This window comes from Ralstonia pickettii, assembly GCF_001699815.1.
Lineage (GTDB): Bacteria > Pseudomonadota > Gammaproteobacteria > Burkholderiales > Burkholderiaceae > Ralstonia > Ralstonia thomasii.
The window spans coordinates 1-20,349 of the sequence record NZ_MCGB01000112.1; the positions used below are offsets into that span (position 1 = coordinate 1).

General features: G+C 66.4%; 22 protein-coding genes. 13 read left to right on the forward strand and 9 right to left on the reverse strand.

What is annotated here, in order from left to right:
- The coding region (gene panE, locus BEK68_RS23810; RefSeq protein WP_009277197.1) for a 2-dehydropantoate 2-reductase at positions 1-951 on the reverse strand (951 nt) is incomplete at its 3' end.
- 166 nt (positions 952-1,117) lie between these two features.
- Between panE and ttcA the strand changes: the two genes are divergently transcribed.
- The 7 genes from ttcA (at position 1,118) to BEK68_RS23845 (ending at position 8,721) form a co-directional block, all read left to right on the forward strand.
- Positions 1,118-2,065, forward strand: a complete 948-nt coding sequence (gene ttcA / locus BEK68_RS23815; RefSeq protein WP_009239299.1) for a tRNA 2-thiocytidine(32) synthetase TtcA — start codon at positions 1,118-1,120, stop codon at positions 2,063-2,065.
- Positions 2,066-2,402: 337 nt separating this feature from the next.
- Positions 2,403-3,770 carry a bifunctional UDP-N-acetylglucosamine diphosphorylase/glucosamine-1-phosphate N-acetyltransferase GlmU gene (gene glmU / locus BEK68_RS23820; protein ID WP_009239298.1) on the forward strand — a complete coding sequence of 456 codons (1,368 nt, stop codon included), beginning with the start codon at positions 2,403-2,405 and terminating at the stop codon, positions 3,768-3,770.
- 117 nt (positions 3,771-3,887) lie between these two features.
- A complete protein-coding gene (gene glmS, locus BEK68_RS23825; protein ID WP_009239297.1) occupies positions 3,888-5,726 on the forward strand; it encodes a glutamine--fructose-6-phosphate transaminase (isomerizing) in 1,839 nt (612 codons plus the stop codon).
- Positions 5,727-5,850: 124 nt separating this feature from the next.
- Positions 5,851-6,156, forward strand: a complete 306-nt coding sequence (locus tag BEK68_RS23830) for a hypothetical protein (protein WP_009239296.1) — start codon at positions 5,851-5,853, stop codon at positions 6,154-6,156.
- Between the two features lie 127 nt (positions 6,157-6,283).
- Positions 6,284-6,556 (forward strand): hypothetical protein, encoded by a 273-nt coding sequence (locus BEK68_RS23835; protein ID WP_004633571.1) that lies wholly within the window; start codon positions 6,284-6,286, stop codon positions 6,554-6,556.
- A gap of 108 nt (positions 6,557-6,664) precedes the next feature.
- On the forward strand, positions 6,665-7,585 hold the full coding sequence (locus BEK68_RS23840; protein ID WP_004633574.1) for a patatin-like phospholipase family protein: 921 nt from the start codon (positions 6,665-6,667) through the stop codon (positions 7,583-7,585).
- 122 nt (positions 7,586-7,707) lie between these two features.
- A complete protein-coding gene (locus BEK68_RS23845) occupies positions 7,708-8,721 on the forward strand; it encodes a zinc-binding alcohol dehydrogenase family protein (protein ID WP_009239295.1) in 1,014 nt (337 codons plus the stop codon).
- A gap of 1 nt (position 8,722) precedes the next feature.
- Here the strand turns inward: BEK68_RS23845 and BEK68_RS23850 are convergent, their stop codons facing one another.
- The 3 genes from BEK68_RS23850 to BEK68_RS23860 form a co-directional block, all read right to left on the reverse strand.
- Positions 8,723-9,637, reverse strand: coding sequence for a LysR family transcriptional regulator (locus BEK68_RS23850; RefSeq protein ID WP_009239294.1), 915 nt, complete (start codon positions 9,635-9,637; stop codon positions 8,723-8,725).
- Positions 9,638-9,803: 166 nt separating this feature from the next.
- The gene (locus tag BEK68_RS23855) at positions 9,804-11,594 is read right to left on the reverse strand and encodes a thiamine pyrophosphate-requiring protein (RefSeq protein ID WP_009239293.1); all 1,791 of its coding nucleotides are present in this window, start codon (positions 11,592-11,594) and stop codon (positions 9,804-9,806) included.
- Positions 11,595-11,646: 52 nt separating this feature from the next.
- Entirely contained in the window at positions 11,647-12,123 is a 477-nt protein-coding gene (locus BEK68_RS23860) for a hemerythrin domain-containing protein (RefSeq protein ID WP_009239292.1), read from the reverse strand.
- Between the two features lie 196 nt (positions 12,124-12,319).
- Between BEK68_RS23860 and BEK68_RS23865 the strand changes: the two genes are divergently transcribed.
- Both BEK68_RS23865 and BEK68_RS23870 read left to right on the forward strand, forming a co-directional pair.
- Positions 12,320-12,790 carry a PRC-barrel domain-containing protein gene (locus tag BEK68_RS23865; protein WP_004633581.1) on the forward strand — a complete coding sequence of 157 codons (471 nt, stop codon included), beginning with the start codon at positions 12,320-12,322 and terminating at the stop codon, positions 12,788-12,790.
- Between the two features lie 61 nt (positions 12,791-12,851).
- Complete coding sequence (locus tag BEK68_RS23870; RefSeq protein ID WP_009239291.1) at positions 12,852-13,040, forward strand: hypothetical protein; 189 nt, start codon at positions 12,852-12,854, stop codon at positions 13,038-13,040.
- Between the two features lie 67 nt (positions 13,041-13,107).
- Here BEK68_RS23870 and BEK68_RS23875 read toward each other — a convergent pair whose 3' ends face one another.
- On the reverse strand, positions 13,108-13,461 hold the full coding sequence (locus BEK68_RS23875; protein ID WP_009239290.1) for a glyoxalase superfamily protein: 354 nt from the start codon (positions 13,459-13,461) through the stop codon (positions 13,108-13,110).
- Positions 13,462-13,587: 126 nt separating this feature from the next.
- Here BEK68_RS23875 and BEK68_RS23880 point away from each other — a divergent pair, with 126 nt between their 5' ends.
- Genes BEK68_RS23880 through BEK68_RS23895 form a run of 4 tightly spaced genes read left to right on the forward strand, consistent with a single transcriptional unit; the run spans position 13,588 to position 15,990 of the window.
- Complete coding sequence (locus tag BEK68_RS23880; protein WP_004633584.1) at positions 13,588-14,796, forward strand: PLP-dependent aminotransferase family protein; 1,209 nt, start codon at positions 13,588-13,590, stop codon at positions 14,794-14,796.
- Positions 14,797-14,816: 20 nt separating this feature from the next.
- Entirely contained in the window at positions 14,817-15,323 is a 507-nt protein-coding gene (locus BEK68_RS23885; protein WP_004633586.1) for a helix-turn-helix domain-containing protein, read from the forward strand.
- Positions 15,323-15,739 (forward strand): VOC family protein, encoded by a 417-nt coding sequence (locus BEK68_RS23890; RefSeq protein ID WP_004633594.1) that lies wholly within the window; start codon positions 15,323-15,325, stop codon positions 15,737-15,739. Before BEK68_RS23885 ends, BEK68_RS23890 begins: the two co-directional genes overlap by 1 nt.
- Positions 15,736-15,990 carry a hypothetical protein gene (locus tag BEK68_RS23895; RefSeq protein WP_009239289.1) on the forward strand — a complete coding sequence of 85 codons (255 nt, stop codon included), beginning with the start codon at positions 15,736-15,738 and terminating at the stop codon, positions 15,988-15,990. Before BEK68_RS23890 ends, BEK68_RS23895 begins: the two co-directional genes overlap by 4 nt.
- A gap of 307 nt (positions 15,991-16,297) precedes the next feature.
- Here BEK68_RS23895 and BEK68_RS23900 read toward each other — a convergent pair whose 3' ends face one another.
- The 4 genes from BEK68_RS23900 to BEK68_RS23915 form a co-directional block, all read right to left on the reverse strand.
- On the reverse strand, positions 16,298-17,494 hold the full coding sequence (locus BEK68_RS23900; RefSeq protein ID WP_009239288.1) for an MFS transporter: 1,197 nt from the start codon (positions 17,492-17,494) through the stop codon (positions 16,298-16,300).
- 62 nt (positions 17,495-17,556) lie between these two features.
- The gene (locus BEK68_RS23905; protein ID WP_009239287.1) at positions 17,557-18,264 is read right to left on the reverse strand and encodes a glutathione binding-like protein; all 708 of its coding nucleotides are present in this window, start codon (positions 18,262-18,264) and stop codon (positions 17,557-17,559) included.
- Between the two features lie 94 nt (positions 18,265-18,358).
- Positions 18,359-19,552, reverse strand: a complete 1,194-nt coding sequence (locus BEK68_RS23910) for a low temperature requirement protein A (RefSeq protein ID WP_009239286.1) — start codon at positions 19,550-19,552, stop codon at positions 18,359-18,361.
- A 34-nt stretch (positions 19,553-19,586) separates the two neighbouring features.
- Positions 19,587-20,234 (reverse strand): LysE family translocator, encoded by a 648-nt coding sequence (locus tag BEK68_RS23915; RefSeq protein ID WP_004633606.1) that lies wholly within the window; start codon positions 20,232-20,234, stop codon positions 19,587-19,589.
- Between the last annotated feature and the right edge of the window lie 115 nt (positions 20,235-20,349).

Genomic DNA, 20,349 nt, shown 5'->3' on the forward strand with positions numbered 1-20,349 from the left:
AACAGCCGCCCGCAACAACCGCTGCTGATAAGCCTGCAAATGCGCAAACGCCACCCGCAGCAGCGAAACATCCGTCCCCAACGCCCGCCCACGGCGCAGCATGTCCCCCACGATGTGATCCGCCTCCACCCGCGCGCCATTCTCCAGATCCCGCAGCATCGATGCCGTCAGCGGCGACCCAGCCTGCGTCAGCACATTGAGCCCCCGTTCGCGCGCAGCCTGCCGATTCGGATACCCCGACGCCGCAGCCACACGCTCGCACGCGTTGAACATCGCCTCGTTCAGCGCCGCGCCCTCGTCCGTGGCAACAATCTCGCCCACCGTCGCCCGCATCAGGCACGTCATTGCCGCCAGCGAAGTGAGGAACGTGAATTTCTCCCACATGTCCTGCATGACGTTCTCGGCCAGCACGGAATCAAAGTTGGCCGTGGCAAACACGTCGCGAATCGCCTCGGTGCGCTCGCGCGGCGCATGCGGTGTGCGCTCGCCAAAGGTGATCGAGTGCACGGCGGGGCCCTGGCCGTTGCTCAGATGCAGCACGGCACCATCCGGCGCACTCGTCGCACTGATGTGGCACAGCCCACCCAGCACGCGCGATTCACCAAACGCCGCATCCAGCCGTTCCAGATGCGCCAGCCCATTGAGCACCGGCAGCACCACCGTGCGCTCGCCGACCACGGGGCGGATCGCGGTGATGGCGTCTTCCAGGTCGTAGGCCTTGCAGCTCAGCAGCACCAGGTCGGCGCGGCCCCAAGCCGTGGCCTGGTCCGCGGTGATGGTCTGCACGGGCAATTGCGCATCGCCGTGCGGGCTGCGGATCACGAGACCGTGTTGGCGCAACCGCGCCGCGCGGGCAGGGCGCACCAGGAACGTCACGTCCGCGCCGGCCTGGGCGAGCCGCCCGCCAAAATAACCGCCGGTGCCACCGGCGCCAAGCACCAGAATCCGCATTGCTGTCGTCATTGGGTTCGTTTCCATCGAGCAGAAGATAGGCAAACGATTCTAGGCCTGTTCGCGTGACCCTGCAGACGGCGCCCCGCGCGCGCTAAAATGCTGATTTTCCTCACAATTTGACGCCTGTTCGGCCATTATTCAGCGCTGGCGGGGTCGAGATGCCATGACGTTTTCCAATAATTTCCACCGCCTCGAAACCCGACTGCAGTCGCAGGTTGGCCGCGCCATCGGCGACTTCAACATGATTGAAGACGGCGACACCATCCTCGTGTGCCTGTCCGGCGGCAAGGATTCGTACACGATGCTGTCGGTGCTGATGGCGCTGCAGAAGCGCGCGCCGGTCGATTTCAAACTGATCGCGATGAACCTCGATCAGAAGCAGCCGGGCTTTCCGGAAGAGGTGCTGCCCAACTACCTGAAGAAGCTGGGCGTGGAGTATGTGATCGTCGAGGCGGACACGTATTCGATCGTCAAGGAGAAGGTGCCCGAGGGCAAGACCACGTGCTCGCTGTGCTCGCGCCTGCGCCGCGGCGTGATCTACCGCACGGCCAAGGAGCTGGGCGCCAACAAGATCGCGCTGGGCCATCACCGCGACGACATCGTCAACACGTTCTTCCTGAACATGTTCTTCGGCGGCAAGATGAAGTCGATGCCGCCCAAGCTGGCCACCGACAACGGCGACCACATCGTCATCCGGCCGCTCGCCTATTGCGCGGAAAAGGACATCGCTTCCTACGCCCGCGCGATGGAATTCCCGATCATTCCGTGCAACCTCTGCGGCTCGCAGGAAAACCTGCAGCGCAAGAAGGTCAAGGAGATGCTGCTGGAGTGGGAGCGCCAGACGCCGGGCCGCATCGACAACATCTTCGCTTCGCTGCGGAACGTCGTGCCGTCGCACCTGGCCGATACCGACCTGTTCGACTTCAACGGCCTCACCACAGGCCTGGCGAAGATCGGCGAAGACGCGCTGTTCGGCCAGACTGCCTACGACCAGGCCCCGCTGGTGTTTGCCGGCTCGCACGACGACCGCATCGAGTTCGTGCGATTTGAGCGCAAGCCGGGCGACAAGTCGGCCGAGCAAGCCGTGCCTGGGGAGGCGGCGGCAAACTGAGCGGGGCCCGCTCCACACGGGGTGGCACACGGCGCACACATGCGCGCAGCGCGCCATGCCGGGCGTCCACCATCCGTCCGACCGGCCAGCGGGCTACCCGTCTCGGTCATGGCGCGATTGCAACAATTCCACCGTTTGACCGGTTCAGGGGGAGGGTGGGCCCCATGCTAGAATTTTTCCATCTGTGTCTTATACGCCGCAAAAGCGCCCCGCAGAAGGGTTTGCAGGCGGTCCGGCCATCCTGAGGGGAGGTGGCGGGCGGTGGGTTTCAGGCAGCCATTCCCGGTGCCGGCAACCCGTCGCAGCTATCGCTTCGAGTCACTCTAGGAACCTCCTTGTGAATATCGTCATCCTGGCTGCAGGCATGGGCAAACGCATGCGCTCCGCCCTGCCGAAAGTGCTGCACCCCCTGACCGGCAAACCGCTGCTGGCGCACGTCATTGAAACCGCGCGCACCATGTCGCCGACGCGCCTGGTGGTGGTGGTCGGACATGGCGGTGATCGGGTGCGCGAGATGGTTGGCGCGCCCGACATCGCCTTCGCCACGCAAGACAAGCAGCTTGGCACGGGCCACGCCGTCATGCAGGCCGTCGACCAGCTCGACGAGAGCGTGCCCACCCTGGTGCTCTACGGCGATGTGCCGCTCACCCGCGCCGAAACGCTGAGCGCGCTGGTAGGCGCCGCCGGCAACGACCACCTGGGCGTGCTGACCGTGCATCTGGGTGACCCGACTGGCTACGGCCGCATCGTGCGCGACGCCGCAGGCCGCATCACGCGCATCGTCGAGCAGAAAGACGCCAACGAAACGCAACTCGCCATCCATGAGGTGAACACCGGCATCCTGGTGTGCCCGACGGCCAAGCTCAAGAGCTGGCTCGCCACGCTCTCCAACGACAACGCGCAGGGCGAGTATTACCTGACCGACGTGATCGAGCGCGCCGCCAGCGAAGGCGTGCCGATCACGTCCGCCCACCCGCTGGCCGAGTGGGAAACGCTGGGCGTGAACAGCAAGGTGCAACTGGCGGAGCTGGAGCGCATTCACCAGCGCAACCTCGCGCAGCAACTGCTGGAAGACGGCGTGACGTTGATCGACCCGGCGCGCATCGACGTGCGCGGCAAGCTCACCTGCGGCCGCGACGTCGTGATCGACGTCAACTGCATCTTCGAGGGCGACGTCACGCTGGCTGACGGCGTGCGCATCGGCGCCCATACCGTGATCCGCGATGCCGCCATCGAGGCCGGCGCCGAGATCCTGCCGTTCTGCCATATCGAGCGTGCCAAGGTTGGCGCCGACTCCCGCATCGGCCCGTACGCGCGCCTGCGCCCGGGCACCGAGCTGGCCGAAGACGTGCACATCGGTAACTTTGTCGAGGTCAAGAACAGCCAGATCGCGGCGCACAGCAAGGCCAACCACCTGGCCTATGTGGGCGACGCCACGGTCGGCTCGCGCGTCAACATCGGCGCGGGCACCATCACGTGCAACTACGACGGCGCGAACAAATTCCGCACCGTCATCGAAGACGACGCCTTCATCGGTTCCGACACGCAGCTCGTGGCGCCGGTGCGCGTTGGCAAGGGCGCGACGCTGGGTGCCGGCACCACGCTGACCAAGGATGCGCCCGAGGGCAAGCTGACGGTCTCGCGGGCGCGGCAGGTCACCATCGACAGCTGGCAGCGCCCGGTCAAGCAGAAGAAGGAAGGCTGACAGGGTTTCTCCTGCGCCGAACAGCGGATGCCGCTTCGGCACACGAGCATCGATACTGAATTACCGAGTGCGGCGCACATTGAACGTGCGGCCACACCCCAAACTGGAGAAATCAACATGTGCGGTATCGTTGGCGCGGTTTCCACGCGCAATATCGTTCCCGTCCTGATCGAAGGCCTGCGCCGCCTGGAATACCGCGGCTATGACTCTTGTGGCGTCGCCATTCAGCGCGATGGCCAGCTCGAGCGCGCGCGCACCGTATCGCGCGTGGCCGATCTGGATGCCCAGGCACAGACGAGCCACCTGGACGGCGCCATCGGCATCGCCCACACGCGCTGGGCCACGCACGGCCGGCCGGATACCGTCAACGCGCACCCGCACTTCTCGGGCGACACCATCGCCCTGGTGCACAACGGCATCATCGAAAACTACGAAGCGCTGCGCGAAGAACTCAAGGCCGTCGGCTACGGCTTTGAATCGCAGACGGATACCGAAGTTGTCGCGCACCTGATCCACCAAGCCTACACGTACCCGAGCAGCAAGACGCGCGGCGACCTGTTCGCCTCGGTGCGTGCGTCGGTCAAGCGCCTGCACGGCGCTTATGCGATCGCCGTGTTTGCACGCGACAACCCCGACGTGGTGGTGGGTGCGCGCGCCGGCTCCCCGCTGGTGGTGGCGATTGGCGAGAACGAATCGTTCCTCGCATCCGACGCGCTGGCCGTGGCCGGTACCGCCAGCCGCATGGCCTACCTGGAAGAAGGCGACGTGGTGGAACTCACCCGCGACGGCTTCACCGTGGCCGATGCCAACGACAAGATCGTCGCGCGTGAAGTGAAGGAAGTCGGCACCTACGCTGCCGCTGTGGAACTCGGCCCCTTCCGCCACTTCATGCAGAAGGAAATCTTCGAGCAGCCGCGCGCCCTGGGCGACACGCTGGAAGGCGTACAAGGCTTTGCGCCTGACCTGTTTGGCCCCGAGGCGGCCCAGGTGCTGCCCAAGGTCGACAGCGTGCTGATCCTGGCCTGCGGCACGAGCTACTACTCGGGCTGCACGGCCAAGTACTGGCTCGAATCGATCGCCAAGATCCCGACGCAGGTCGAGGTTGCCAGCGAATACCGCTACCGCGAGACGGTGCCCAACCCGAACGCGCTGGTCGTCGTGATCTCGCAATCGGGCGAAACCGCCGACACGCTGGCCGCACTGCGCCACGCACGCGAACTCGGCCACACGCATACGCTCGCCATCTGCAACGTGGCGACCAGCGCCATGGTGCGCGAGACGCAGCTCAAGTTCCTCACGCGCGCCGGCACCGAGATCGGCGTGGCGTCCACCAAGGCATTCACCACGCAGCTGGCCGCGCTTTACATGCTGGCGCTCACGTTCGCCAAGCTGCGCGGCCATCTGAACGCCGAACAGGAAGAAGATGCGCTGCGTCATCTGCGTCACCTGCCGTCGGCGCTGAACGCGGTGCTGGCCCTGGAGCCGCAAATCATCGCGTGGTCGGAAGAGTTTGCCCGCCGTGAAAACGCGCTGTTTCTCGGTCGCGGTCTGCATTACCCGATTGCCCTGGAAGGCGCGCTCAAGCTCAAGGAAATTTCGTACATCCACGCCGAGGCCTACCCGGCCGGCGAACTCAAGCACGGTCCGCTGGCGCTGGTGACCGAGCAGATGCCGGTCGTGACCGTCGCCCCGAACGACGCGCTGCTTGAAAAGCTCAAGTCGAACATCCAGGAAGTGCGCGCGCGCGGCGGCAAGCTGTACGTGTTTGCCGACGCCGATACGCACATCCAGTCGAGCGACGGCATCCAGGTGATCCGCATGCCCGAGCACTACGGGCAGCTCTCGCCGATCCTGCACGTGGTGCCGCTGCAGCTGCTGGCGTATCACACGGCACTGGCGCGCGGCACTGACGTCGACAAGCCGCGCAACCTGGCGAAATCGGTGACTGTCGAATAAGTTTCGGCAGGCGCAGAAACAGAAAAGGCCGTCCTTCGGGACGGCCTTTTTTCGTGGTGTGCGCTTCGCCAGGACGAGCGGTCCAAGGCGCTGAGCGAGATCACCTCGGAGGTGTTTCGCATGGATGAACTACGCAGGCGGCTCGTGGGGATGGTCTCCGCACTCGACGTTCGCTACGACTTCGGTGAAGGACACCCGCTGCTCGGCCGCCGCATCCCCGATCTCGACCTGGACCCCGCCATGGGCCAATCGCGTACGGCGGGCCGACGCCCGCTATGCAGGAACGTGGGCGCTGCCGGTGGTTGGCACGGTGCCCGCGCCATCCGCAGTGCTGGTCCGCCTCGGCGGCCACGTGGCGTGGGTTGGTGACGGACCGACCGAGGGGCTGCAGGCGGCGTTGCTGCGGTGGTTCGGCTCGGTGACGGCCTGAGCGCCGCTCGCCAGCAGATACAGCCGGTGGAGGGCGGCGTCTACCCAGGCGTTTGAAGCAGCCGGGGTGACTGCGGTGGCCGGTATGCTGCACGGCATCGGAATCACCGTCCCTCTGGAGTCCTGGCATGTTCAACGTCCTCAGCAAGATCGTCCTGCTCGCCGTGTATGGCCTCGCGTTGCTCAGCTATGCCACGCCACTGCCGCTGTCGACCGATGCCATCGGCTGGCTGCGCATCGGGGCGCTGGTGCTGCTGGCTGCGCACCTGCTGGAAGTGGTGCTGTGCTTTCGCAAAGTGGCGCTGCACAAGGGGCCGCTGTTCGACAGCGTGCTGCTGACGTTGCTGTTCGGTTTTCTGCACTGGAAGCCCCTCGCAGACGCCGCGCGGCAAGCCCGCTGATCGCCGCAGACCGGCCCGACTAGCTGCAACGGCGGGGCAGACCTACTCTAGTTCCAGTCGTCCCTTGATTGACCAGTTGGGACTCCTTGCTGCAACGCGGCATCGATCATGGACAGAGTGGAACGAACAGCGTTTGTCTTTGCCGGTGGCGGCAGCCTCGGCGCCATCGAGGCCGGCATGCTGCGCGAGCTGGTGGCCTCGGGCGTGGTGCCCGACATGGTGGTGGGCGCCTCAGCCGGCGCCATCAACGCTGCCTTTTTTGCGTGCAATCCGCACGCGGCCGGCACCGCGCAGCTCGAGGCGCTGTGGCGCGGTGTGCGGCGCGCCGACGTGATGCCGTGGTCTTGGCGTGCAATGTTCAGCATGCTGGGCATCCTGGGCGGGCGACGCGAGCACCTCGTCGATGCATCCGGCCTGCAGCGCCTGCTGACGCGGCATTTCGCGCAGACCCTGCTGGAGGCGGCCACGCTGCCCCTGCACGTTGTGGCCACCGACATGCGCACCGGCGCCGAGGTGGTGCTGTCGTCTGGCGCCATCGTGCCGGCCGTGCTGGCCAGCGCTGCCATTCCCGGCGTGTTTCCGCCGGTGCGCATTGGTGATCGCCTGTTGATCGACGGCGGCGTTGCCAACAACACGCCGATCTCTGCGGCCATCCGGCTGGGCGCCACACGCGTCGTCGTGTTGCCGGCCGGGTTTGCGTGTGCCGACCGTCGTGCCCCGCGCAGCGCCATCGAGCACGCGCTGAACGCCTTGTCACTGCTGGTCGCGCGCCAGCTTGTGCAAGACCTGGAGCGCTGGGCTGGGCAGGTGCCCATTGCCGTCGTGCCGCCGCTGTGCCCGCTGGACGTGTCGCCCTACGACTACGCCCGCTGCGGCGAACTGATCGACCGCGCTGCTGCGGCCACGGCGGCATGGCTCGCAGCCGATGGTCTGGCGGGCACCGGCATCCCGGGCGCGCTGCGTGCGCACGACCACAACGAAGATCACCCGAACTGCAGCGCAGACCTCCACGGCATGCCCACGGCTTGATGCGGCAGCGTGGCATTTTCTGTCCGGCGTTGAAACTGAATCTGCGCGGCGCGGCTGTTTCCCCTGGCGTGGCGCGCCCATGATGCGGCTATCCAACGATCCAAATCACTGGGAAGCCTGCCATGAAAGCCGTTGCCTACTACCAAAGTCTGCCCATCGACCGCCCCGAGGCGCTCGTCGACCTGACCCTGCCCGAACCCACGCCAGGCCCGCGCGATCTGCTTGTGGAAGTGCGCGCCATCTCCGTCAACCCGGTGGATGTGAAGGTGCGCCTCGGCATGCCGCCGGTGGATGGTCAGCCCCGCGTGCTGGGCTGGGATGCTGCGGGCGTGGTGCGCGCCGTCGGCGCCGAGGTGTCGCTCTTCAAGCCGGGCGATGCGGTCTGGTATGCCGGTGCCCTGCAGCGCCCTGGCACCAATAGCGAGCTGCATGTCGTAGACGAACGCGTGGTCGGCGCGATGCCCGCCACGCTTGGGTTTGCGCAGGCAGCTGCGCTGCCGCTCACCGCCATCACCGCCTGGGAATTGCTCTTCGACCGGCTGCAGGTGCCGGAATCTGCAGCGCCCAGCGGGAAGACGGTGTTGATTGTCGGCGCGGCGGGCGGTGTTGGGTCGGTGCTCGTGCAGCTCGCGCGCCGGTTGACGGGCCTGACCGTGATCGGCACCGCCTCGCGCCCGGAGACGGCCGCCTGGGTGCGCGAGCTGGGCGCTCACCATGTGATCAACCATGCGCAGCCGCTGGCCGCAGAACTGCATCGCATTGGTGTGCCGGCAGTGGACTACGTCGCCAGCCTGAACCAGACCGAACACCACTTCGAGCAGATCGTCGAGGCGCTCAAGCCGCAAGGTCGCCTTGCGTTGATCGACGATCCGGCGCAGCTCGACGTGCGCAAGCTCAAGGCGAAGAGCCTGTCGCTGCACTGGGAGTTCATGTACACGCGCTCCATGTTCGGCACGGACGACCAGATCGAGCAGCACCGCCTGCTCAATCGCGTAGCCGCGCTCATCGACGAAGGCGCGTTGCGCTCCACCATGAACGAGCACTTCGGCACCATCAATGCCGCCAACCTCAAGCGCGCACAAGCCTTTATTGAAAGCAATCAGGCGCGCGGCAAGATCGTGCTGGAAGGGTTTTGATTCAGGCGTCGGCCAGATAACCGGCGATGCGCTCTTGCAGGAAGTCGCGCAGCCGCATCAGCGTGGGCGACAGCGCGAGGCGGTGCGTGCAGATCAAATGCAGCGGTGCCGCCTCGCCGCGCCAGTCGGTCAGCGCGGCTTGCAGCCGGCCGGCGCGCAGATCGGCCAGTACATCCAGCCGCGACTTGTAAGCGATGCCATGCCCCGCAACGGCCCAGCGGCGCACGAGTTCGCCGTCGTCGGCAATGCGGTTGCCGGTGACGCGCACAACGTGCGCCTGACCGTCGTCGCTCGCGCCGTGGAAGGTCCACTGGTCGTGCGTGGTGTCGGACAGGGCCAGCAACAGGCAGTTGTGCCGACGCAGATCGTCGGGGGTCTTGGGCACACCGTGCCGCGCAAAGTAGGCCGGTGCCGCGCACAGCACGCGGCGGTTGTCCGGCGCCAGCGGCAGCGCCACGAGGGACGAATCCTCCGGCTCGCCATAGCGCACCGCGGCATCGACGCGCTGGCGGAACATGTCGACCAGCCGGTCGCCGATGCGCACCTGAAGCGCCACCGCTGGGTGCTCGGTGAGGAAGTCGTCGAGCCAGCCAGTGAGCACGTTGCGCCCGAGGTCTGACGGGATCGACAGCGACACATCGCCGCCGATGGCTTGGCGTCCAAGGGCGAGCGCATCCTGCCCGGCCTGCAGATCGGCCAGCGCACGGCGTGCGTGTTGCAGATAGCGCTCGCCTTCCTGCGTGAGCGCCAGGCTGCGCGTGGAGCGCGCCAGCAGCCGCACGCCGAGTTCCGCCTCCAACCGCTTGACGGCTGCACTTGCTGCCGCGGGTGCAATGTTCAACACGCGTGCGGCCGCCGACAGGCTGCCGTTATCCACGGCCAGCACGAGGATGGTGAGGTCGTCGAAGCGGATCATCGTGCGTGGTGTGGAGTGGAGTGGAAAAACCGGGGATGGACGGCATCTTACCGAGCACATCGGCTTTCCGCACCTTGCCCCTTCGACTCGCATCCCACATGTCTTGTCGACATGCGCTCACGCTTCGACGCGCCACCGCGTGAGCGGGGGCGTTACGTCTATGCGCCTATTCCTTATGCACCGGAAACAGCGCCGACAGCACCTGCCGTGCCGTCCCGCGCAGCACACCGCTCGCATCCGGGTCGCCATACGCCAGTGCCGTCGCAAAGTTGCGTGCCTGCTGCAGCGTGACGTGGGGCGGCAGCGGCGGCACATCGGGATCGGTCTTCACTTCCAGCACCACGGGCCGGTCGGCGTTGAGCGCTTCGTCCCACGCGCCGGCCAGCTGGTCGGGGTTGTCCACGTAGATGCCCTTCAGCCCGATCAATTCGGCAAAGCGGTGATACGGCACGTTCGGGATGTCCTGTGCCGCCGGGAATTTCGGGTCGCCTTCCATCACGCGCTGCTCCCATGTGACTTCGTTCAGATCCTGATTGTTGAGCACCATGCAGATCCACTTGGAAGACTTCCAGCGCTTCCAGTATTTCGACACGGTGATGAGTTCCGCCATGTTGTTCATCTGCATGGCGCCGTCGCCCACCAGTGCGATGACAGGGCGCTCGGGATGCGCAAACTTGGCGGCAATCGCATACGGCACCGCCGCCCCCATCGATGCCAGCCCGCCCGATAGCGAGCCCATCATGCCGGGCTTGAACTTGAGATCGCGCGCATACCAGTTGGCGCAGGTGCCGGAGTCGCTCGTGACGATCACGTCGTCCGGCAGCTTCGGTGACAGCTCCCAGAACACGTGCTGCGGGTTGACGGGATAGGCCGGTTGCAATGCGCGGTCTTCCAGCGTCTTCCACCAGCTTTCATTCCAGCGTGCAATGCGGTCGGGCCAATAGGGATCGGTCTTGCGCTGGAGCAGCGGCAGCAGTGCACGCAGCGTCTGCGCGCTGTCGCCCACGAGGTTGACCTCCATCGGATAGCGCAGCCCCAGCATGCCGGGGTCCAGGTCGATCTGCACACCGCGCGCCTGGCCTTCCTTGGGCAGGAACTCCGCGTACGGAAAGCCGGAGCCGACCATCAACAGCGTATCGCAATGGTTCATCAGCTCCCAGCTCGGCTCGGTGCCGAGCAGGCCGATGGCGCCTGTCACATAAGGCAGGTCGTCGGGCAACACGGCCTTGCCGAGCAGCGCCTTGGCCACGCCCGCCCCCAGCGTTTCCGCCACGGCCGCCACTTCCGCGCTGGCTCCGAGTGCGCCCGCGCCCACGAGCATCGCCACCCGGCGGCCGCTGTTGAGGATGTCCGCTGCGCGTTCCAGGTCGGCGGCTTGCGGGATCACGCTCGGCGCGCTGTAGCCCACGCCCGAGTGCACCGTGCCATGCGCACGCGGCGGTTCGGTGTAGGGCATTTCCTGCAGATCGTTTGGCAGCACGAGCGCCGTCACCCGGCGTTGCCCGATGGCGATGCGTACCGCGCGATCCAGCAGGTGCCGCACCTGCGCCGGCATGCTGGCCTGGTGGACAAACGCGCCGGCCACGTCGCGGAACATCGCCGCCAGATCCACCTCCTGCTGGTAGTGCCCGCCGACTGCGGTGCGCGCCTGCTGCCCGGTAATCGCCAGCACCGGCATGTGGTCGAGCCGAGCGTCGTACAGGCCCGTGATCAGGTGCGCAGCACCCGGCCCGGACGTTGCCATGCACACGCCAAGCTCACCGGTGAACTTGGCGTGCGCCGATGCCATGAAGGCGGCCATCTCTTCATGCCGCACCTGAACGAACTCGATCTTGCCGCCGGCGCGCTGCAGGGCCCCGAACATGCCGTTGATGCCGTCGCCGGGGTAACCAAAGATGCGCCGCACGCCCCACTCGTACAGGCGGGCGACGAGGAAATCGCAGACGGTGGCTTGCATGGTGTCTGTCCGGTGTCAGGTGGTCGGGTCCGTCTCGGGTCCGTCAACTCGGTCAGCTCGCCGTCTCGGCCAGCAGCGCTTCCTTGCGCGCGGCCATGGTCTCCTGCAGCGGCGTCAGGTCGACGTGCTGTCGGACCAGCTTGGGAAAGAGTTCGGTCTCTTCCTCTTCCACGTGGTGCGAGACGTACTCGGCCAGCACGGTGAACTTGGCCGCGAACAGATCGTCGCCCGCGTGCATGCCGTTCAACTGCTGGATCAGATCCTTTGCGGTGGCGTGCTCCACCACGGCTTCGTCGACGAGGTCCTTGAACGCTTCGCCGCCGTTGTCGCGTACGTACGGGTAGAACACCTCTTCTTCAAGCTGCGTGTGCACGGTCAACTTTTCACACGCTTCGCGCACGATTTGCTCGCGGGTCGCTTCGTCTTTCTCCTGCTGGAACGTCTTGAACAGTTTTTTCACCTCGCGGTGATCGTCCAGCAGCATCGACAGCACGGCGCGTTGCGCCACAGGGATTTCAGCTTTGTTCATGAGGCTCTCCGGTAGGGGTTTCTGGTTTGATGCGCCGTACCGTCGAGCAAGCGGCATGCCGCACGCGCGCCTTTGCGGGCGATGTGCCGCAGGCAAGCTTCGTGCTGACACAGGTGGTTACGTGCGAGACGCCGCGCAGATGCGTGGCCGCCGCACATCATCCTGAACGTCAACTGATTGATGGGAGGTAACTGCTATGCAAACCACGACAACCGGCACCGCGCTGGGCACCGGTACTGGCACCGGTGTAGGAACCACCGCCGGTGTACGCATGCGCATCATCGGGCGTGCCGACTCCGATTCGGCGGGTCCGGGCCCGGAACTGATGGCCGCAGATACGCTGGAGGGCGATCGCGTCGTCAACCTCAATGGAGAAGACCTCGGCAAGATCACCGACATCATGCTCGACGTCCAGCGCGGCCGGATCGCCTACGCGGTGATGTCGGTGGGCGGCTTCCTGGGTATCGGCGACAAGCTCTTCGCCGTGCCGTGGAGCGCCATGTCGCTCGACGTGGACCGCAAGTGCTTCGTGCTCGATGCCAACAAGGATCGCCTGGAAGCGGCTCCCGGTTTCGACAAGGACAGCTGGCCCACGATGGCCGACCCGACCTGGGCGCAGTCCGTGCATGAGTACTACGGCTCGCGTCCGTACTGGGAAGAGTATTGAGGGCGCTCGGGCACGCCGTTCGCTTGCATGTCGTCAACCACGCTTGAAACAGGAGGGCGCTATGGAGAAGGGCAAGAAAGAGAAGCATCCCCACGCACATAAGCGTGAAGAGCTGGTGGAAAAGGCTGTGGAAGACACCTTCCCGGCCAGTGATCCGCCCGCCACGGGCGGCATCACACGCGTTGTCGACAAGGACAAAGACGCCGACGCACACCAGGACAAGCGCACCCACAGCGGCAAGCACCGGTAGCAGTCCGCCGGCACTGCCGCGCCCGCATCGCCTCTGGCATGCGGGCTTTTTTTTCGAGGCTGGCGGCTTACCGGTGCGCCAGGATGTTCACGACATTGCCGAACGGATCACGCACGTAAAAGCGGCGCACGTCCCACGGCTCATCGACGAGCGGGTAGACGATTTCCAGACCCAGCGACACGGCACGCGTATGCACCGCATCCACATCGTCCACCTCCACCGACAGCGCCGGCACCGGTGTGCCGTTTCCACCTTCGCTGGCAATGCTGACTTGCGGCGTCATGGTGGCGGCCGTGTCGGCAAAGGTGACGATCCAGCCGTGGTCCATCACGGCTTCCAGATCGAGCAGTTCGGCATAGAACGCGCGGGCACGTGCCGGGTCGGCTGCATGCAGATTGGGGGCGATGCGTCGGACAGCCATGCAGGGGCTCCTTTTTACCGATTCGGTGCCGGCATTCTAGTCACGGCTGTGACGCCCTGTTGGCATGCGCACGCGGCGCACATCACGTAAAGTGGCGGGCACTCGAACAACAGAGACACGCACGCCATGGAATTCCTGCAATCGCTGCTGGCACCCCGCCTGCAAAACGTTGAAACCTCCGCCATCCGCGAACTGTTCAAGGTGCTCGGCAAGCCGGGCCTGATCTCGTTTGCCGGCGGCTTTCCTGACGCCGCCCTGTTTGACGTGGAAGGCCTGAAGGCCGCGGCCGACAGCGCGCTCACCACCGACGCCGCCCGCGCGTTGCAATATGGCGCCACCGAGGGCTTCGAGCCGCTGCGCGAGGCTATCGTCACGCTGATGAAGGCGCGCGGCGCCAACGTCGCCAACACCGACATCCTCGTCACCACCGGTTCGCAGCAGGGGCTGGATCTGCTGGGCAAGGTGCTGATCGGCGAAGGCGATACGGTGCTGACAGAAGCCCCCACCTTCCTCGCCGCCATTCAGGCGTTCAAGCTGTATGGCGCCAAGGTGGCCGGCGTGCCGACCGATGGCGACGGCCTGGACGTCGACGCGCTGGAAAAGGTGCTGTCCACCGCGCGCCCCAAATTCCTCTACGTGATTCCCAACTTCGGCAACCCGAGCGGCGCGCTGATGAGCCTGGAGCGCCGCAAGCGCCTGCTGGACGTGGCCGTGCGCCACAACCTGCTGATCGTGGAAGACGACCCCTATGGCGATCTGTATTTCGACGCACCCCCGCCGCCGTCGCTGTACGCGCTGTCGCAGCAGACCGACGGCGCACAGGGGCGCGTGATCTACCTGGGCAGCCTGTCGAAGGTGGTGGCGCCGGGCCTGCGCGTGGGCTGGATGATCGCTTCGCAGCCGGTGCTGGGCAACGCGGTGATGGTCAAGCAGTTTGCCGATGCGCATACCTCCACGTTTGCGCAGGCCACGGCCGCTGCGTATCTGCGCAGTAATCGCCTCGAGACCGTGCTGCCGCGCACGCGCGCTGCCTATGCCGAACGCGCACACGCCATGGCCAACGGGCTGCGTGCGCTGCTGCCCGACACCGAACTGACCTTCAACCGCCCGCGCGGCGGCATGTTCCTGTGGTGCACCTTGCCGGGCCGCAATGCCGGCGATGTAGCCAAGATGGCCATCGAACGCGGTGTGGCGTTCGTGCCGGGTGCGGCGTTCTACCCCGTAGACCCGGATCGCTCGACGCTGCGTCTGTCATACGCGACCTCGTCGCTGGCGCAGGTGGAAGAGGGTGTGCGCAAGCTTGCGCACGCCATCGGCGAGTTCAAGCTGGGCTGACCGCACCGGCGCAGGCCGCGGTGGCACAGGCACACACCGACGCGCAGCAAGACCCCGCGCTGCTGCGCCGCCTGCTGCGCGCCAAAGACCGCATGGACGCCGCCTCGCACGAGGCGTGGCCCGTCAAGCGGCTGGCCGAAGTGAGCGGCGTATCGGCGGCGCATTTTGCGCGCTCGTTCAAGCAGGCCTTCGGCATTCCGCCGCACCGCTACCTGCTCACACGCCGCATCGAGCAGGCCACCACCCTGCTGCGCGACACCGACCTGCCCATCATCGAAATCGCTTACGCCACAGGCTGGGAAAGCCTCGGCACCTTCGGCCGCATCTTCCGCGACATCACCGGGCAGAGCCCGAGCGCGCTGCGCCGCCACGCACAGGCCACCGCGTCGCTGCAACAACTCGACCGCGTGCCCGCCTGTGTGCTGAAGGCGGCGCAGCGGCCCGACCTCGTCACAGCAGTTTCGGAGAAGCGCCGCCAGTTGGCGGAGGGTACAAATCCGTCACCCACCAACAACAAGGAGCGGTGATGAGCCAAGGGATCAATGTCGTCGGGCTGTATGTGGATGACCAGGACGCGGCGCTGGCGTTTTATGTCGACAAGCTGGGGTTTCGCGTGCACACCGATGTGCGCAACGGCCCGTACCGGTGGCTGACGGTGCAGCATCCGGAGCAGCCGTCGTTTCAGCTGGGCCTGTTCCAGCCCGGTCCGCCCATCCACGACGAGGCCACGGCGCAGACGCTGCGCGCCATGGTGGCCAAGGGCGCGATGCCGCCGCTGGTGCTGACCGTCGCCGATTGCCGCGCCGCCTATGCGCAATTGCGCGAGCGCGGCGTTGAATTCACGCAGGAGCCCATCGACCGCTTCGGCAGCGTCGACGCCGGTTTTCGTGACCCGGCCGGCAACGGCTGGAAGATGATCCAGGCCGCCGGAGGTGCACAGTGAGCGCCCCTAACGCAATCCGCCAGTTTCACCGCTGGGTGTCGATGGCGTTCACGCTCACCGTCATCGCCAACTTTGTCGCCATGGGGGTGGGCAAGGGGGCGCAGCCGCCTGCGTGGATCACCTATGCGCCGCTGCTGCCGCTGGCGTTGCTGCTATTCACGGGGCTCTATCTGTTTGCGCTGCCGTACCTGGATCGGCGGGGTGCTCGGCGTTCGACCGGTGATCGGGGGGCGCCCACCGCGGCCATCTGAGCGTGGCGCGTGAGGCTCTGAGGCCCGATTGCCGAGCTCAGACTGTCGAGCGTGAGCCTCGAAGGCTTGGGCACCAAGCTCAACGCCCGGAGCATGACAGTTCGAGGTCGAAAAAATCGGGCTCAGAGGGCCGAGCGCGAGGGGTCGAGGGCCGGACGCCGAGCCTTTGAGGCCCAAGCGTCGACCTCAAAGCCCGGAGCCCGAGTGTTTGAGGTCGAAAATGTCGAGCTCGAACTGTGGAGCACGACGGTTTGAGGCTCGACCACCGGGTTCAGAACCTGGCGCGTCGCGTTCCGCGCCCGGGGGTTCAATGTGCGACCGACGTGGCTGCCGGTTCATCGGCCAGCGCCGCCTCATGCCGCCCACCCATGCGCCACAGCACCACGGCCACCACATGGCACGCGGCGGCGGCCCATCCCAGCATGCCGGGCCCGCCATGCGCCAGCGCCAGCGCGCCAACGCTCGACCCCAGCGCAATCCCCGCATACACGGCCGACGCATGCAACGACAGCGTGATCGGCGACACATCGGGCGCCAGGCGGATCAGCCGCGTCGCCTGCGCCGGGCCGAAGCCCCAGCCGGCCATGCCCCACAGCACGACCGCGCCGATGGCGACGGCGCCGGCCACCGTGCCGTGCAGCACCTGTGCCGACAGCGACAGCACCGAGAAGGCCAGCACGATGCCCGCGCTGCTGACCGCCAGCACGCGCGCCACGCCGGCGCGGTCGGTCAGGTGGCCGCCCAGGCCCGTGCCCAGCGCCGCAAAGCTGCCGACCAGGAACAGCACGATGCCCACATGCTGCGGCGCGAAGCCCAGCCCCTGCACAAAGAACGGTGCGACGTAGGTGTAGAACGTAAAGCCGCCTGCGGCCCACAACGCGGACACCGCCAGCGCACCCAGCATGCCGGTGCGGCGTGCCACGCTCAGGCGTTGCGCCAGCGTGGTCACGCTGTGCGGCAGCGCGCGCGGCAGGCCAAAGGCGAGGCCTGCCGTGGCCAGTGCCGACAGCACACCGCATGCGATGAACGTCGAGCGCCAGTCGCCCTGCGCGGCAATCCACGCCCCCAGCGGTACACCGAGCGCCACCGCCACCGTGCCGCCACCCGTGATGATGGCGAGCGCCGAGCCACTGCGCGAGGCGGGCACCAGCGAGGTCGCCACCGCGTTGGCCGTCGGCAGAAAGACGCCGGCCGCCAGCGCCAGCAGCACGCGCGCCGCCATCAACTGCCCAAAGCCGTGCGCGGTGGCCGCCAGCAAGTTGCCTGCCGCAAAGATGGCCAGCGCGCCGATCAGCACGCGTCGGCGGTCGACGTTGCCGAGCAGCGTCGCCATCACCGGCGAGCCCACGGCATAGGTGACGGCAAACACGGTGACGAGCTGCCCAGCCGCCGGCACGCTCACGCCCAGGTCTGCGGCCAGCACCGGCAGCAGGCCGGCGATCATGAACCCTTCAGTGCCGATGGCGAACGCGCCCAGGCACAACCACCACAGCGATGCCGGCATGGTCGGCTCCTGTCAGAAGAGGAAAGCGGAGAGAGGGGCGGAGCGCAGAGGCTCCGCGAGGATCAGCGCGCGGTGGAGCTGGCCGTCTGGCCCAACAGCACGTTGCGCTCGTCGTCGGAGATGTCTTCGCGGCGGCGCGAGTAGGCGCGCTCGACCCCGGCATAGGCGCGCTGCGTGGCAGGGCGTGCGCCAACGGCTTCGAACCAGCGCTGCAGATTCGGAAAGTCGTTCAGGTCCTGACCATGCCCGGCGTGCGGCACGATCCACGGATAGGCCGCGATGTCGGCGATGGTGTAGTCGTTGCCGGCAATGTAGGGGCGATCGGCCAAGCGGCGGTCGAGCACACCGTACAGGCGGTTCGTTTCCTTGGTGTAGCGCTCGATGGCGTAGTGCACGCGCTCGGGGGCATACACGTTGAAGTGGCCGATCTGCCCGGCCATCGGGCCCAGGCCGCCCACCTGCCAGAACAGCCACTTGAGCACTTCCATGCGGCCGTGCAGGTCGGCGGGCGTCAGCTGGCCGGTCTTCTCGGCCAGGTAAAGCAGCATGGCGCCCGATTCAAACAGCACCACGGGGTCGCTGCCTTCGGCCGGGTCGTGATCGACCATGGCCGGGATCTTGTTGTTGGGCGAGATGGCCAGGAACTCGGGCTTGAACTGGTCACCCCGGCTGATATCGACGGGGATGACGCGGTGCGGCAAGCCGGTTTCGGCAAAGAACAGTGCCATCTTCAGGCCATTGGGCGTGGCGCAGTAGTAGAGGTCGATCATGGCGAGGCCCTCGTGTTCTGTCATGTTGGTTGACAGCGTAGGCGCGCGAGTGGCCTTTTGTAATGTCCAGAAACTGGAATTTTCAGGTAACCACTTACGGGTTGTGTGCCGCTTCGGGTTCCGCTGTCTCGCAGGAGCGTGCGTACCATTCCCACGCCGCGGTGCCGCACAGCACGCCCGTCGCCAGCGCGGACACCGCGAGCGCCGGCAGTTCACCCGCCGGCAGCCAGGCGCCGCCCAGCACCACTAGGCCAACCGCATGTGCCGGGCGCAACCGCCCGAAGATCGCCCACTTGAACAGCAGGTTGCCCAGCAGATATAGCGCTGCGCTGCCCAGCACCGCCAGCGTCGTCCCTTCATGGGCGCGGCCCACCGGATGCGCCAGCACGAACTCATCGGCCACCGCCCCGACGATGATGCCGGCCACCAGCACCACGTGGATGTAGGTGTAGGCCAGCCGTGCGAGCCGGCCCGGATCAGCCGAATGCGACATGGTGCGCGCGCCGCGCTCGGCAATCCTGTCGAAATACAGCCACCACATCGCCAGGCTGCCGATGAACGACAGCGCCATCGCCGCGATGTTTTCTGCGGTCCAGGCGAGGCCAGCAAACGTGGAGCCCGTCACCAGCACCGATTCGCCGAGCGCGATGATGATGAACAGCGAGCAGCGCTCGGCCATGTGGCCGCCTTCCACGTTCCAGTCGTTGGTGGTGGAGCGGCCCAGGCCCGGTGTGTAGAAGCCCATCGAGGGGCCGAGCCATTCGATGACCAGCGCGAAGATCCAGCACGCCCAGCGCGCGGAACCGTCCGACAGGCCGCCCGCCAGCCACAGCACTGCAGAGATGCCGAGCCACGTGGCGATGCGCTGGAAGTTGCGCCGCATGGGCAGCGACTCGCCGCGCACGGCCCACATGAAGAACACCGTGCGGCCGAACTGCATGAACACATAGGCCAGCGCAAAGGCCAGCCCGCGCGAGCCGAACGCCTGCGGCAGCGATGCCGAGAGCAGCAGCCCGCCCGTCATCAGCACGAGCATCAGCATGCGGATGGCGAGCTTGTCCGGATCGAGCCAGTTCGTCACCCACGACGTGAAGATCCACACCCACCACACGGCCAGCATCAGCAGCAGCGCCTGCGCGCCGCCTTGCAGCGTGAAATTGCTGATCAGCAGGTGCGAGAGCTGCGTCACCGCAAACACGAATACCAGATCGAAGAACAACTCGATGTTGGTGACGCGGTGATGGCCGTGGGCCCCTTCGGGCGAGGGGCGGAGGTAACTGCGGGGCATCGGGTGTCCTTCGGTGCGGCCTTGGAAAGGGCGATCAGGCCGACTGCATGCCGAGCGTGAGCGTGCCTGCGCCCACCATCACCGCACCGCCCGTGTAGCCGAAGCGGCGCTGCGCGGCCACGCTGGTCAGGCGCTTGGCGAGCAGCTTGGCGGCCAGCGCGTACATCGATGCGTTGGCGGCGGCCAGGATGACGAAGGTCGGCAGCAGGATCACGCTCTGCGAGAGGAAAGTCTGCTCGGCCGACATGAACTGCGGCACGAAGGCGACGAAGAAGACGATGCTCTTGGGGTTCAGCGCGGTGACCGTCCAGGCGGAGAGGAAGCGGCGGCCGGCGGACTTCTGCTGCACGGGGATGGTGGCCTCGGGCGCATCCGCCTGTACGTCATCCTGCAGGCGGCGGGCACTGAGAATGGACTTGATGCCCAGATAGACGAGGTACGAACCGCCGATCAGCTTGAGCGCCGTGAAGGCCGCGGCCGATGCGGCGAGCAGCGCGCCCGCACCGGCAAGGGACACGGCCATGGCGGTCGTGTCGCCAGCGGCCACGCCGGCAACGGTGCTCCACGCCGAGCGGCCACGGTTGGCCAGCGAATCACCAATCACCAACAGGATGGTCGGGCCGGGGATGAGCAGGATGATGATGCTGGCGCCGATGAAGGCCAGCCAGGTTTGGAGGGTCATGGGGTGGCTCGCTGTGTTGTTGGGGGGGGACACAGTTATCCATGAAAAATTTGGGGCGTCAAATGGGGAGGGGGTTTTGGTTTTGGTTTTGATGTTTGTGGTGCATCCCTTGTTT